The organism is Nostoc sp. MS1, assembly GCF_019976755.1.
Taxonomy (GTDB): Bacteria; Cyanobacteriota; Cyanobacteriia; order Cyanobacteriales; family Nostocaceae; genus Trichormus.
The window spans coordinates 3,698,277-3,713,156 of the sequence record NZ_AP023441.1 but is presented as its reverse complement, the minus strand read 5'-3'; the positions used below and the strand labels follow the sequence as shown (position 1 = coordinate 3,713,156).

Genomic DNA, 14,880 nt, shown 5'->3' with positions numbered 1-14,880 from the left:
TATGATGTTTCTACTCCTCAAGTATTGAGAATCTTTAAGAGTAGAGCATCTGTTACTAGCATATCCTAAGTGCAAACAATTCTCAGTTAGTTTCACAAAAAAATTTCAAAAATTTCTCAATAATCTTTTGTCCTCCAAAACCTTCATCTGGAAAATAGGACACTTAGCTGGGTGGAAATGCGTCAATGCGTGGTGTATCAACTCAAAATTCAAAATTTCTCAGCACGGGCTGAACGCCCCGCTACCGCTAACACAACTCACAACCCAACATTCACTTGCTAAATTAGTTTTGGTTATCTTAGGTAAGAACTATGCGGCATTTACTAAGCACCCTTTCATTGGTAGTGATACTCCAAGGCTTTCCAGTAGTGGCTCAAGCTCAAGTAACCGAAAATACTGGGGGCGTATCATCGGAAGCGATACAACAGGTAATTGCTGCCAATTTGATGACTAATTCGACTGATGGTAATTTCTATCCAGAAAGGCTGATTAATCGTGCTGAACTAGCTTCTATTTTGGTGAAAGCATTTCGTCTGAATAAACAAGAAGCCGCTAACCAGTCGAAAACCATCTCAGTTGGAGATGTACCCCGTTCTCATTGGGCGTATCAAGATATTCAGACAGTTTTGAAGACGGATGTGATGAAAGGTTATCGGGGGAATTTGTTTTTCCCTAACCAACGGGTGACAAGGGCGGAAGCTTTAGCGATTTTTGCTCAAGCCTATGGTGTATTTCAATTCTCTGATGATGCTGTTAACGAAACACTTGCGCCTTATCCTGATGCCGCATCTATTCCCCCTTGGGCGAGAAAAGCGATCGCCACTGTAGTCACAGAAGGATTTATCAACACTGATGCTCAGAATAACATATCCCCACTAAAACCTATGACTCGTGGAGACATGGCTTATTTGCTGAGTAAATATTTGCAAAGACAACAACAACAACCAGAAACACCAGTAGTTCCAACGACTACCGACAGTCCACAATTACCTTAGTTATATAATTAAGTAAAAACCCCAAAGCAAAACTAAAAATATGACATAGCCAATACTAATCAATTTTTGATTACGGGCTATGGGCTTTAGACTATGGACTGTTGACTATTGACCACCCCAACGAGGAATTGATCACAATCATCAACAACTTGGTAATTTTTGCAAAATGAATCTAATTACACTCTTTAAAGTAATTTTACGGTGTAGGGTATAAGGCGTAATTACTAGTAAAAAATGCTTAAAGCCTAGTGCTTAATTACCCATCATTTGTAAATACATTTTAGATTGCTACTTAGTAACAGTTCAATTTTCTGGGCTACCCGACCGTGGGAGAATCAGAATACCAAAAGTAGAGATTAGAGAGGAAAACCCTATAATATGCATCTGAGTGAAATCACACATCCCAATCAGCTGCACGGTCTATCTATCCGGCAACTGCAACAAATCGCCCGTCAAATTCGAGATAAACATTTACAAACAGTAGCCGAATTTGGTGGACATTTGGGGCCTGGCTTGGGTGTTGTCGAGTTAACACTGGGGCTTTACCAGACTCTAGATTTAGACAGGGATAAAGTTATCTGGGACGTAGGACACCAAGCTTATCCCCATAAACTGATTACAGGGCGTTACAGCAACTTCCACACCCTCAGACAAAAAGATGGAATTGCTGGTTATCTCAAACGTGGTGAAAATAAATTTGATCATTTTGGTGCAGGACATGCTTCCACCAGCATCTCCGCCGCATTGGGCATGGCTTTAGCCAGAGATATGAATGGGGAAAAGTTTAAAGTCGCTGCGGTGATAGGTGATGGTGCATTAACTGGCGGTATGGCGTTGGAAGCCATCAACCACGCTGGACACTTGCCTAAAACCAACCTCCTAGTTGTTCTCAATGATAATGAGATGTCTATCTCTCCCAACGTTGGGGCAATTCCTCGCTATCTCAACAAAATGCGCCTCAGTCCTCCGGTGCAGTTTATCAAGGATAATTTTGAGGAACAGTTTAAACACATTCCCTTCGTGGGCGAAACTTGGTCTCCCGAACTAGGACGAATCAAGGAAGGGATGAAGCGGTTGGCTGTTCCCAAAGTGGGTGCTGTGTTTGAAGAACTGGGCTTCACCTACATGGGGCCAGTCGATGGGCATAATTTAGAGGAATTGATTGCTACATTCCAACAAGCACACCAAATAGCTGGACCAGTGTTAGTTCATGTAGCCACAACTAAAGGGAAAGGTTATGAACTCGCCGAAAAAGACCAAGTAGGCTATCACGCCCAAACTCCTTTTAATCTGACAACTGGTAAAGCAATTCCTTCCAGCAAACCCAAACCTCCTTCCTATGCCAAAGTCTTCTCTCATACCCTAGTGAAGCTTGCCGAACAAAACCCGAAAATTATCGGGATTACTGCGGCTATGGCGACAGGAACAGGTTTAGATAAGTTGCAAGCCAAACTGCCCAATCAATATATTGATGTGGGTATCGCTGAACAACACGCTGTCACTCTAGCTGCGGGGTTGGCGACTGAAGGGATGCGTCCCGTCGCCGCCATCTACTCTACTTTCTTGCAACGGGCATACGACCAAATTATCCATGATGTCTGTATCCAAAATTTACCAGTATTTTTCTGTTTGGATCGGGCTGGCATTGTGGGTTCTGATGGCCCCACCCATCAAGGTATGTATGATATTGCCTATCTGCGCTGCATTCCCAACATTGTGCTGATGGCTCCTAAAGACGAAGCCGAACTCCAAAGCATGATAGTCACTGGTATTAACTATACCGATGGTGCGATCGCTATGCGTTTCCCTCGCGGTAATGGCTATGGTGTCCCTCTGATGGAAGAAGGTTGGGAACCTTTGGAAATCGGTAAAGGCGAAATTCTCCGCAACGGTGACGATGTGTTACTCATTGGCTACGGCACAATGGTTTACCCCAGTATGCAGGCGGCGGAAATTCTCAGTGAACATGGCATTGAAGCAACTGTAATTAATGCTCGGTTTGTGAAACCCTTGGACACAGAATTAATTCTGCCTTTGGCTAAGAAAATCGGCAAAGTCGTCACCCTCGAAGAAGGGTGTGTCATGGGCGGCTTTGGTTCCGCAGTTGCAGAAGCCTTATTAGATGCTGATGTTTTAGTTCCTATCAAGCGCATCGGTATTCCTGATGTGTTGGTGGAACACGCTACTCCAGAAGAATCTAAGGCAGAATTAGGCTTAACTGGTCGTCAAATTGCAGAAAGAGTAATAGAAGCTTACTTTCAGAAGCAACCATCTACTGTAGGTTAATTCTGTTTTGACATGGAGATTTTCTCAAAGGAAATTCTCTATTTTTTAGGGTGGGCATTATGCCTACCCTATATTTATAACTATAGAGTTACTTAAATTTATACATAAAAAAACTTATAGGTTTATATATATTAAAATCTGTAAATAAAACTAATTTAAAATATCGAGTTTATTCAATCAATCTATTAAAAGAGCGATTTTATCTAATCACTTTTGACAATCAAACCTCAGCCTAGAGAACGATATGGCTGATGAGCTAGATACAGTAAAAATAGAATGCTTAATGATTCTATGGAACTGAATAATTTTATGAAAAAGTTCTCAGGTTTAGGACGTTGGATAGCTACAGCCGTATTTTGTTTATCTGCGATCGCTTTCGTTTGGCAAGGTACATTTTTCGCTAATACCTCAGCGATGGCTGGAACCTCTACATATTTAATCGCCTCTTCTGACGCTACCGAAGGTTTACGCGAAAAATCCAAAGAGTTCATCCGCGACACAAAATCTACAGTTAAAGATGCAGCTAGATCAAATGCTAACCGTGTCAATGATGCAGACGAAACTGGTAGTGCTGTAGAGCGCAAAGCTAACAAAGATGCGTCTCGCATTCAAAGAAGAGCCGACGAAGATGCTGCGCGTACAGAAAGAGCAGTAGACAACAACCTCAATGCCGTTGAGCGTACTATTGATAACATCAAAGACGCTTTTAACAAGTAATTAAACGGTAAAAGCATAGATTATAAATGCCCGATTTTTTCATAAGTCGGGTATTTTGCTATACCCTCTTTAATTACGAATTACGTTAGCGTAGCGGGGCGGAGCATCGTTACGAATTAGTAATTATTTACGTCCCTTGTTGATATTGCATTGCTTTGGCGTAATCTCCTAACGCATAGCAGGCAATTTTAAGGCTAGCGAGAGCTTGTTCTTCAATCCGCTTGTCTTTAAGGCTTCTAGCTAACAACAAGCGTGCTTCATAATATATTATGGCTTTGCTGTGGTCTCCTAGAGCTTCACAAGCAACTCCTAAAGTACCAAGAGATTGTTCTTCACTACGCTGATCTTTGAGTTCTCTAGCTAATTGCAAACGTTTTTCATAATATTTAATTGCTTTGGCATAATCACCTATTGCATAGCAAGCATTCCCTAAATTTTTTAATACTTGAGCCGCACTACGAGGATTATTGAGGCTAAGTGAGATTTTGACACATTTTTCGTAGTAGGCGATCGCTTTTGGGTAGTTGTCCAAAGCATACCAAGTATTGCCCAAATTTTTCAAAACCTGTTCTATTCCCCAGTTATCTTTGAGTTCTTGGACAATTTTCAGGCTTTGCTCTTGATACTCTATCGCTTGAGTAAAATTACCAGAGGCTTTGTATACCAATCCTAAATTATTTAAGGCTGCTACCTGACTACGCTTATCTTGTAACTGTTGAGTTAGTTGCAAACAGGCTTCAAGAAATTCACTAGCTTTGTTATGGTCGTTGAGATGGCGGTAAGCATTACCTATATGAGACAATACCTGCATTTTGACTGTTAGGTCTGGTTTATCTTTGATAGATAAGCACTTTTGACAGTAAGAAATAACGCTTCTATAGTCTCCAGAGGTGTAAGCTATTAATGCCAGTAAAGAAAGGACTTGTTGTTGCTGTTGTGTATTCCCAGCTAACTGAAACATCTCTAAAGATTGTTCTAAAGACTTGATGGCTGCTATCAAATCCCCAGCTTGCTGCTGTTGCATTCCTTGCCGTAGTAACTTGGCTGCTTCTGATGAATGGTTATCGTTTTCTTGGGAAGTCAGTAATTCTTTCGGCACGCCTTGGCCAAACTCATGGGTAATTGTGTTGCGCTTTACCTGTTTTAAGTATTTGGCAACTTGCGCAGGAACTCTGTTGTTAGTGTTGTTGTTCCCTTCACCGTGTGACATTGACCATTCCTGTTAGCTGGGATGACATCTTTAGTGTTCCCCAAAATTCCCAGGTTGTTTCAATATTGGTGCAATGAATACCTAATAATAATCTCTAGCTCTAGTTTCCTTTTTCTTGCTAATTTTGACTTATGCCAGGTGTATGTAGGAATTAGCAATGGAAAGACAATTAGAGCCGGAAGTGATGGATAGCTGGGAAGAAGCTAGTGAATACGATGCAATGGACTTTACTGAAATAAATAATGCTTTTGCTGAAGAAGCTATAACTTTCGGGCCACAAGGACAGGGTTTAGTTTTGGATGTGGGTACTGGCCCTGGTCGTATTCCGGTTTTAATATGTCAGAAAAAGCCTCAGTGGCATTTAATAGCAATTGATATGGCTGAAAATATGCTGCAAATTGCAGCACAGCATGTCCAGCAAGCTGGGTTGCAAGAACGCTTGCGTTTGGAACTGGTGGATGCGAAACGTTTACCTTATGAAGATGGAATGTTTGATTTAGTTATCTCTAATAGCCTAGTTCATCACTTACCTGATCCTTTACCTTTCTTCTCAGAAATCAAGCGCGTCTGTAAACCTCATGGCGGCATTTTTATCCGTGACTTATTCCGGCCGGAAGATGAAGTAACTATGGATGCTTTAGTATCTACTATTGGTGACGAATACGACGATTATCAAAAAAAATTATTTCGTGACTCCCTCCATGCTGCCCTGACTTTAGAGGAGGTTGGTCAATTGATTATAACAGCAGGGTTGGTGGGTGTGCAGATTTATCAGTCAAGCGATCGCCATTGGACTGCTAAACGCAGTTGGACTTCCCCTAGCTAGAAGCATCATAGTGATTAGCTTCACCTTATCAGGGTCATCTATTTATTGGTGTTTTTGTATTCCAAATTTGTTCAAATTCTGCCTTTGTAATGCCAAATTCTTGTAAATCTGCTTTATTTAAAGGTTTATCACACAACATCCCGTAATTATCAGCAAAATGGTTGTCATCATAGGATAAGACATTACCATTTTCGTAAACCTCTATTTGTCGGGTAGGACATAAATCATTCCCTACCTGCGTTACTTCCATAAAGTAGGTACTAGTTCCCCAAGTATCGAACTCTCCCCCAAGGGTTTCATCCCAAAACCATTTACAATATCTTTTTTGCTCTTTTGTTGAAAACATAATTGCTCTACTCCTAAATATAGAGACTCATATTCTCAAGGTACTCCAAAAGAATATGCTTGTGTATGTGAGCCAGCATATGGAGCAGAAATTAAGAATGTGTTAACCGAAGATTAGTAACTTTTACTACCACTGTAATGGAGAATAGACTATCTTCGTGCTATGAAATCATTATATCACTTAATTATCAGCCTCTACAATGATTGGAAACTTCAAAATTACTGGTATATTATTTAACTTTAACATTTTTAATTTAGCGTAATATTTCACGAGTTTCCATCAAAATTATGCCTAACATATTTTTACCACTACCATCGGCTCCACAACCCCAGTAGTAATCGATGGGAGAGTTCTCAACAATTTCTTCATCGCCAGTTGACAGCAGAATTTCCTTAATATCAGCATGAGTTGCAAATTTGCGTAACACCGCCTTCCGCATGATATCGTCTTTAACTTCTGACCAATCTGGACGTAAAGGGCGAGTTCTCTCTCGTCCCATTTTGGCAGCTTCTTTTGGTGATTTTACTAAACGAATCTGTTCTACATGAGGTGTGCCTAAAAACTTTTGGGATTGAAAGTAATGTTCACTGGTGAACCAATACAAATCATCTAATACAAATCCGTGAGATGAAAAGTTAGAAAAACAACCGTATTGTTCGCCAGTTGTGTAGAAATAAATAGTCATTGGTAAAAATGCTCAGATAAAATCGCCGATTTGAATGTTATGGTACTTCTTGCGGTGGCGATCGCCCACTCTTTTTTAGATAAATTTAGTGCTGTCGTCATCTGAGGGGCGGTAAAATAAACCTAATTTTCGTAGCTTCAACAGAATAATTATGGCAATGCCTTCGACACTGCAACGTGCATTCACCAACCACCGCGTACTGAAAGTAATTAGCGGTTTGAACAACTTTGACGCTAATCACGTCGCAGCTATTGTAAAAGCTGCTGAACTGGGTGGTGCAACTTTTGTAGATATCGCCGCCGATGCTGATTTGGTTCAGCTAGTTAAAAGATTGATCACTCTACCAGTTTGTGTCTCAGCAGTAGAACCAGAAAAATTTGTCTTAGCAGTAGAGGCTGGTGCAGATTTAATTGAAATTGGTAACTTCGATTCTTTCTACGCTCAAGGACGCAGATTTGAGGCTGAAGAAGTCCTAGCGTTAACAAAACAAACCCGTGCTTCGTTAGCAGAAATTACCCTATCTGTGACTGTTCCCCACATTCTCAAACTAGATCAACAGGTACAGTTAGCCGAAGAACTAGTTAAGGCTGGAGCAGATATTATCCAAACTGAAGGCGGTACTAGCAGCCAGCCTACCCACCCCGGAAGCTTGGGGTTAATTGAAAAAGCTGCCCCCACCTTGGCCGCAGCTTATGAAATTTCTCGTGCTGTGTCAGTACCAGTATTGTGTGCTTCCGGCATTTCTAACGTTACCGCACCGTTGGCGATCGCGGCTGGTGCTGCTGGTGTTGGTGTCGGTTCTGCCATCAACCAACTCAATAGTGAAGTAGCTATGATTGCGGCTGTACGCGGCTTAGTAGAAGCTTTGGGAACCGTTGATCGTGTAATCGTCTAGTTAGGGATGAGGGGGATCAGGGAGATGAGGGAGATTGAGGGAGAACATCTAAAACTCTTTTCCTACTCCCTACTCCCTACTCCCTACTCCCCTAACAAAGAATATCCTTCAACGCATAGATAACTTGCTCTTGCTGTTGGGTTGTTAGTTCGGGGAACATGGGTAAGGATAAAACTTCATTACAGGCTTGTTCGGCAACTGGTAATTGTCCTGGCTTGTAACCAAGATATTGATAAACTGGTTGCAAATGCAGAGGGTAGGGATAGTAAATCATTGAACCTACTTTCTTTTCTTGCAAGCTGTTACGTACTGTTTCTCTATGTGCGGCGCTTGTACCGTTGCGTCCTTCTGTAATAACGCGAATAGTATATTGATTCCAGACGCTAACGCCACCAGCTAATTCTTGTGGGACAATGATACCCGGAATTTGACTGAGGAATTTTTGGTAATAGGCAGCGATCGCTTGTCTTTGCTGATTCCAAGTATCAAGATAACGTAACTTAATCTGTAAAATTACTGCCTGAATTACATCTAAGCGGCTATTAACACCTATTTCCTCATATTGATAACGGTGTCTTTGTCCATGTTCCTTGATGATCCGTACCTTAGCAGCAATTTCAGGATCATTAGTTGTAATTGCTCCCCCATCACCACAAGCACCTAAATTCTTGGTGGGGTAGAAACTAAAGCAACCAATATGACCAATACTACCAACTTTCTTTCCATCCCAACTTGCGCCTGTGGATTGAGCGCAGTCTTCAATTACTGCTACATTATGAGCCTCGGCGATCGCCATTAGCGTTGTCATATCTACAGGCAGTCCGAACAGATGCACTGGGATAATTGCTTTGGTTTTGAGGGTAATCGCCGCTTCTACTTGTTGTAGATCGAGGTTAAATGTTGTCTCATCGATATCAACAAATACTGGCTTTGCACCTACTGCGCTAATTACTTCAGCCGTAGCCACAAAAGTAAAGGGCGTGGTGATTACTTCATCACCTGCACCAATTCCTAAAGCGCGTAAGGCTAAAAATAGGGCATCTGTACCAGAATTACAAGCTACGCAATCAGTCACGCCATGATAAGCAGCAAACTGTCGCTCAAAACTTTCCACTGGCGGGCCGCCAATATAACGACCAGAAGCCAGCACTTCTACAACGGCTGTACTCACTTCGGCTTCTATGGAAGTATATTGCTGCTTAATATCAAAGGCTGGGATCGAACTTAGGCTTTGGATCATGAGTTTTCATTTTGTCTGGAGATACACAGAATACATTTCAACTGTCAATTTTGACTGTAGAAATTTTTCTTTCAAGAAATTTTAAAATGTTGTCGCTCTAGATACGCATCAAACAAGGATTATTACTGAAATAATTCTATGGGTAAGATTGAGATTATTGGTGAGTTATGAGTGCCTGTTCTGCAACTGACATAGGGTGGTAATTTGTAATTTGTAATTCGTAATTGGCCAAAACAGTTATGGGCTATTGACTGTGGACTATGGACTATTGACTATGGACTATTGACTATGCAGGATTTAATTAAGTTAGACTTGGCTGATTTGGGTATGGCTGTGGGATTGATGGCGATTGCTATTGGTTTATCGGCATGGGAAAGATTGGGATTGGAGTTGAATTTAGCGATCGCTACTGGTAGAACTATCCTACAGTTATTGGTTTTGGGGTATATTTTAGACTTCATTTTTGCTTTAGATACCCCTTTGGCAGTTTTGGCAATTTTAGGGATCATGTTGACAATTACGGCGATTGTCGCCCGAAATCGCATTAGTCAGAAAATCCCTTATGTATTACCTTTGGTATGGGGTTCAATTTTTGTCAGTACTGCCCTGACAGTGCTTTACACAACTTTCCTCATCATTCAACCAGATAGATGGTATGAACCGCGCTATGTAATCCCCCTAGCAGGTATGGTAATAGGGAATGCGATGAATGCAGCCGCGATCGCAGGTGAACGGCTTGTCAATTCCGTAAACACTTTTCCTATAGAAATAGAAACTCACTTGAGTTTAGGCGCAACGCCAGCACAAGCAGTCAGCCAGTACCGCAGAGAGGCGATTAGATCCGCATTGCTTCCTACTCTCAATCAAATGATGCTTGTAGGGATGGTAGCCATCCCCGGAATTACCACCGGACAGTTACTTGCTGGAGTTAGTACTCTTGACGCTGTATCCTATGAGATTTTAATTATCTTCATGGTGGCTATTGCTAATTTGTTAACCACGGTGTTAATTACCAAAGGATTGTGTCGGCAATTTTTCAATTCTGCCGCCCAATTGGTAAGGTAATTGTTTAGTCATTAGTCATTAGTCATTAGTCATTAGTCGTTAGTCAAAAGTTATTCTCCCTCATCTCCCTCATCTCCCCCATCTCCCACTCCCTACACTAGAATAAAAGTTGACGTAACGTTCTCTATTAGCTAAAGTGTCTGACTCATTGCCATTGCGCGATCGCTACCTTGCCTTAATTGATGAAATTGTGCAGCTGACTCTCCAGGGAAAAATTAGTTCCGTGGAGATGGTATACCAAATGCTGCAAAAGAGTATATTGGCTGGGACGGGGGAAGTGTTTGAGTTAGTGTTAAGCGATCGTACTACTGCTATCCAGGCTCAGGTGGATGGGGAAAAAGATGAGTTGAAAAAGGCTAGGGCAAACCGGAGTTTACGGGCGCTTAAGACGATCCAAAGTCAATGGCAAAGATATGCAGAACAAAATAAGGTAATAGAAGCGATCGCCCAAGCAGCGCGAGAAATCACCACAGCTTCAGCCGATGAGCGATTAGGTACATTTTTACGGCTTATTGATCCCAATCTCAAGCATCCTTTCACTTCGCCACAACTCCAGCAATTAGCCAAATCATTACAACAGTTTGCTCAGTTTGCTCCAGAGGTTGAGCAGATATCACAAGGGATTAACCGTGGTTTAGCAAGTTGGCAGAGATTGCAAGACAGCTTGGTAAGTTGGATGTATGAGCAAAATCAGGCGCTAGGGTTTGGTGGTGTACCAGGGGAAAGCGGTCCTTGGGCGACTTGGGCAAAAAAAGTTAATAGTGAGATACCCCAAGCTTTATTTCGTAGCCTAGCTGTAGAACAATCGGTTGTACCATTTGTAGAACAGCATAGCAATATTACTCTGGCTGATTGGGTGGAAATAGCACTGATTTTCCAGTATTTGCAACGGGGATTAGTGAACTGGTTTGACCAACAAACTTATAATATCCAAGCTGGTTCTAAACTATCGATTTCTACTTTTTTAACTTTTGCTGTGTTGTGGAGTCAGTTAGCCAGTGCTTTTGGCGGTAAAGCCGAGTACAGCAATGGCTCATCACAAATTATGTTGCAAATCCTGCGTACTTTCACCCAGCGTCCCTATTTTCCTCTATACGGTGGAATTTTCGCCTCGTTTTCCGGTAGCTATTTACGGGATGCTTTAGATTATTTAGATGAACCATTAAGCAGAGTTGAGGGAACGCAAGAAAAGGCGCGAATTTTGACGCTTTTAGGTTATTCGCAGCGTGCATTGGGACAATATCAACGTTCGATTCGGTTTCATCAGCAAGCATTGGAAATAGCCAGGAATGCAGGCGATCGCGCTTGTGAAATTGCCAATCTCAATCACCTCAGCCGTACCTATGTGCAGGAGCAAGATTTTGCCGAGGCGATAAATTATAGTCAAAGAGCATTAATGTTGAGTAGGCAAGCAGGCGATCGTACTGGAGAGACTAACGCCCTAGTAAATTTAGGTTACAGCGAAGTGATGCAGGCGCAGAAGCTGGAACAAGTAGAACCAGAAACCTATGAAATGGCGATTAATTATTTAGAGCAAGGTTTACAGTTATCAGAGAGATCAGGCGATATTCAAAGTAAGGCTTTATGTGTTAGTAGCTTGGGTATTGCATATTTAGTAATTAATCAACCGCAAGATGCGATTAAATATCTTGAGGATGGTTTTAAAACGGCACAGATTTCTGGTGATTTGTATCTCCAAGGACGAAATTTAGCTTATTTAGGAGAAGCTTACTATCAATTACTAAATTTGGAGAAAGCTGTTTACACGGGTTCTCTAGGAATGTATTTATTGGAACAAATTGCTTCTAATGAGTGGAGACAACCAGCAGGGTTGTTGACTATTTTACAGGGACAAATTGGAGTTGAATCTTTTCAAAATTTACTCCAACAAAGCCGAAGTAGAATAATTGCCATTATTGGCGTAGATGGATATGATTACCTACCAAAGTTGTTAGCGCAATATCAAGAAGGTATATAAATTATTAATCTTGCCAAATATATTTATCAAGGTTTAACTCGTCCACTGTTGTTAAAACAAAGTTCAGCGTTTCAAAATAATTTTTTAGAGGGCTAAACCTTAACATACTTTTAAATAGGTTTGGTTCGAGTTCATCGTCTTCTACTGCGTGTTCAATAGCAATGTATATCATATTATCTATAAATGAAATATAAATATTTCTATTTTTCTGCTTACGTAAAGTAACCAGTTTCTCCATTAAACTAGGAGATAATATGTATCTGGCTTCTAGTTGATCATCACTATAAACATTAAAATATTTAGCAAATTCTGGATCTTCCAACTTAACTATCTGCCTTTTCAAATGATTAAGTGAGTGAGGATTAGCATTTATCAATTTAGGTTGAACAATGATAGCTGCTTGGCTAGTTTTATTAAACTTAGCACGAAATAGAAAACCCTTGAACACTAAACTTGTCCGCGTGAGTTGATTTTTTAAAACTTCAGATTCAAATTTTTTGTAATCGAGGCTTTTTCCTTGAAGAATACTACCAAAGAGATAAGGAATGATTTTGATAATCCTAAAAATTAGCAGAACTATGTAGACTGTAAAAGGCAATATAATAGTTAAAAAACATATTAAACGCAAACAAGAGAATATGAACCCTCCAAATGAATCAAAATTAATAATTTCTGCTTCTTGGAAACTGGCGAAAGATGTAAGGTCAAAATATTTTGTCCAAGAGTGTTCAACTTCTAACTCTGCACGAATATAGGAAAAACAAATATTCACACCCTTAAATTTGCCACTGATATAATCGGTTTGTCTAATTTTATTTGGTCTGATGATTCCTTGAAAAAGTTGACTGTGTTGAAAAGCATATAGCGTATCTCGAATGTCTTGTGGTAAAGATGCTCTGATGTATGTTAAATTTTTATCTTGATTAACAAAAGTAAATATATTCTCGGAGATTTTAAATTTAAAATCTCTTGATAATGTTTCCAACGATGCACTATAAAACATTATCCAAAGCCAAAATAATATTAAAAATAATATCAAGTAGTTAAATAATAAAACTATAAATGTAATAGGTATATTTACATTTTTTGTGCCATAGTAAATAATCAGAATATTTTCTGTAAGATAAGCAAAAACAACCGGATACCCTTTTAATAGGAAAGTAAAAGCTGTCAAAAAAATTACGTGAGATATAAGTATAGAAAATAAAACTTGTTTTCTTCTAGTTTCAAATGTTTTTAGTTCAGGTAATAGATGCTTTTGACAGAAATCCTTAAATTCGTTTAAGGTTTTTGGTATAAATCTCTTAGTAACTGTTTCTTCTTCTATAGTTTTAGTAACTTTTGGCTGTGGCTGAAGTTCTAAGTTAGAGGTTGTAATTAGTGTATTAATAGTAAAATTATCTATAAATAATTCTGTATACAATAATTTTCTTGCCCATTTGCGGATGCTTTCATATTCATGTAATAGCAGTTTTTGACAAAGAGCGATCGCATCATCAATTTGCCCATTTTCTTGATATGCTTTAACTAACCATTGATGTGCTTGTAAGTATTGTTTTGTATTCTTAGAAGCATTTTGACAAAATTTTTCTAATGCTTTAATTGCTTCTAGATACTGTTTTTGCGTCAAAGCTTGATATCCAGTATTGATGAGTTGAACAGCTTCTGCTTGATTTAGTGCAATTTGTGTTGATGCTGTCTCGTTTTTAGTTTTCGTAATCCTGATATCTGTAGATACTCGATTAAGATAAAACTGGGCTAATATTTGGGTTGTTTGATGTTCGCTATTAATTAACTCTTGACATAAGTTAATTGCATTTTGAAATTGACCACTGTGGAGATATGTATCTATTAGCAATACTTGTGCATATAAATATTCTTTAGTGTTTGGTTCTGTTTTTTGAAAAACATTTTCTAAACATTGAAATGCTAAACTATAGTTTTGATATTCTAATAAATGGTTTATAGCCTCTAATAATTCTTTTGGTTGCCAAGTATTTAATTCCTGCATATTTATAAGTTTGTATTTAACTGCATATTTATTTTATTAATTGCCGATAGATTAGCTCGAAATGGTTCTTTTAATTGATAATTAAGCCATGAAGCTATAAATTTTGTCGGTAACATTTCCACTGCATTGTTATATTCAGTTACTGCACTGTTATAAAATCTTCTGGCTGCACTAAGTTGTTCTTCAACTTCAGTTAATGAGTATTGTAATTGGAGGAAATGCTCACTAGCTTTTAACTCTGGATAAGCTTCTAATGCTAAAATAAATTTATTAAGTGTTCGAGAAATTTGATCTTCTAAAATAACTCGTTCATTGTTAGTTATTCTTTTTGAATTAGCTCTAATTCTGAGTCGGCTAATTTCTACTAATGTTGTCTGTTCAAACTGCATATATATCTGGGCTAATGACACAAGATTAGGTATTAAGTCACTTCTTTTTTGCAGAATTACATCAACTGTGGAAAAAGCATTATTAACTTGATTTTTTTTATAAATTAACCTGTTATAAAAATAAATAAATATAATAAATATCAAAATAACGATTGTTATGATAAAAGGTAACATCGTAACATGTAAAATTTAGTATTTTTTAAAGTATGTCATAAATAAAAATTTTGTAGAATCGTA

At 39.2% G+C, this 14,880-nt stretch carries 13 protein-coding genes; 7 read left to right on the top strand and 6 right to left on the bottom strand.

Going from position 1 to position 14,880, the window contains the following annotated elements:
* Positions 1-311 precede the first annotated feature (311 nt).
* The 3 genes from NSMS1_RS16050 (at position 312) to NSMS1_RS16040 (ending at position 3,998) form a co-directional block, all read left to right on the top strand.
* On the top strand, positions 312-995 hold the full coding sequence (locus NSMS1_RS16050; RefSeq protein ID WP_224085553.1) for an S-layer homology domain-containing protein: 684 nt from the start codon (positions 312-314) through the stop codon (positions 993-995).
* Positions 996-1,373: 378 nt separating this feature from the next.
* Complete coding sequence (gene dxs / locus NSMS1_RS16045; RefSeq protein ID WP_224085552.1) at positions 1,374-3,281, top strand: 1-deoxy-D-xylulose-5-phosphate synthase; 1,908 nt, start codon at positions 1,374-1,376, stop codon at positions 3,279-3,281.
* A gap of 309 nt (positions 3,282-3,590) precedes the next feature.
* Complete coding sequence (locus tag NSMS1_RS16040; RefSeq protein WP_317986518.1) at positions 3,591-3,998, top strand: hypothetical protein; 408 nt, start codon at positions 3,591-3,593, stop codon at positions 3,996-3,998.
* Between the two features lie 127 nt (positions 3,999-4,125).
* Here NSMS1_RS16040 and NSMS1_RS16035 read toward each other — a convergent pair whose 3' ends face one another.
* On the bottom strand, positions 4,126-5,208 hold the full coding sequence (locus NSMS1_RS16035; RefSeq protein WP_224085551.1) for a tetratricopeptide repeat protein: 1,083 nt from the start codon (positions 5,206-5,208) through the stop codon (positions 4,126-4,128).
* 157 nt (positions 5,209-5,365) lie between these two features.
* On the opposite strand from NSMS1_RS16035, the gene NSMS1_RS16030 reads away from it, so the two are divergent.
* Positions 5,366-6,034, top strand: coding sequence for a class I SAM-dependent methyltransferase (locus NSMS1_RS16030; protein WP_224085550.1), 669 nt, complete (start codon positions 5,366-5,368; stop codon positions 6,032-6,034).
* 34 nt (positions 6,035-6,068) lie between these two features.
* Here the strand turns inward: NSMS1_RS16030 and NSMS1_RS16025 are convergent, their stop codons facing one another.
* Positions 6,069-6,380 carry a hypothetical protein gene (locus NSMS1_RS16025; protein ID WP_224085549.1) on the bottom strand — a complete coding sequence of 104 codons (312 nt, stop codon included), beginning with the start codon at positions 6,378-6,380 and terminating at the stop codon, positions 6,069-6,071.
* 253 nt (positions 6,381-6,633) lie between these two features.
* Positions 6,634-7,065 (bottom strand): NADAR family protein, encoded by a 432-nt coding sequence (locus NSMS1_RS16020; RefSeq protein ID WP_224085548.1) that lies wholly within the window; start codon positions 7,063-7,065, stop codon positions 6,634-6,636.
* A 151-nt stretch (positions 7,066-7,216) separates the two neighbouring features.
* Between NSMS1_RS16020 and NSMS1_RS16015 the strand changes: the two genes are divergently transcribed.
* Positions 7,217-7,960, top strand: coding sequence for a DUF561 domain-containing protein (locus NSMS1_RS16015; RefSeq protein ID WP_224085546.1), 744 nt, complete (start codon positions 7,217-7,219; stop codon positions 7,958-7,960).
* 91 nt (positions 7,961-8,051) lie between these two features.
* Here NSMS1_RS16015 and NSMS1_RS16010 read toward each other — a convergent pair whose 3' ends face one another.
* On the bottom strand, positions 8,052-9,200 hold the full coding sequence (locus tag NSMS1_RS16010; RefSeq protein ID WP_224085545.1) for a DegT/DnrJ/EryC1/StrS family aminotransferase: 1,149 nt from the start codon (positions 9,198-9,200) through the stop codon (positions 8,052-8,054).
* Between the two features lie 288 nt (positions 9,201-9,488).
* On the opposite strand from NSMS1_RS16010, the gene NSMS1_RS16005 reads away from it, so the two are divergent.
* The gene (locus NSMS1_RS16005; RefSeq protein ID WP_224095247.1) at positions 9,489-10,265 is read left to right on the top strand and encodes an ABC transporter permease; all 777 of its coding nucleotides are present in this window, start codon (positions 9,489-9,491) and stop codon (positions 10,263-10,265) included.
* A 136-nt stretch (positions 10,266-10,401) separates the two neighbouring features.
* Entirely contained in the window at positions 10,402-12,243 is a 1,842-nt protein-coding gene (locus NSMS1_RS16000; RefSeq protein ID WP_224085543.1) for a tetratricopeptide repeat protein, read from the top strand.
* 4 nt (positions 12,244-12,247) lie between these two features.
* On the opposite strand, the gene NSMS1_RS15995 is transcribed toward NSMS1_RS16000, so the two are convergent.
* Both NSMS1_RS15995 and NSMS1_RS15990 read right to left on the bottom strand, forming a co-directional pair.
* A complete protein-coding gene (locus tag NSMS1_RS15995; RefSeq protein ID WP_224085541.1) occupies positions 12,248-14,254 on the bottom strand; it encodes a DUF3137 domain-containing protein in 2,007 nt (668 codons plus the stop codon).
* A 2-nt stretch (positions 14,255-14,256) separates the two neighbouring features.
* Positions 14,257-14,817: a LemA family protein gene (locus NSMS1_RS15990; RefSeq protein WP_224085539.1), complete on the bottom strand. Its 561-nt coding sequence runs from the start codon at positions 14,815-14,817 to the stop codon at positions 14,257-14,259.
* Positions 14,818-14,880 lie beyond the last annotated feature (63 nt).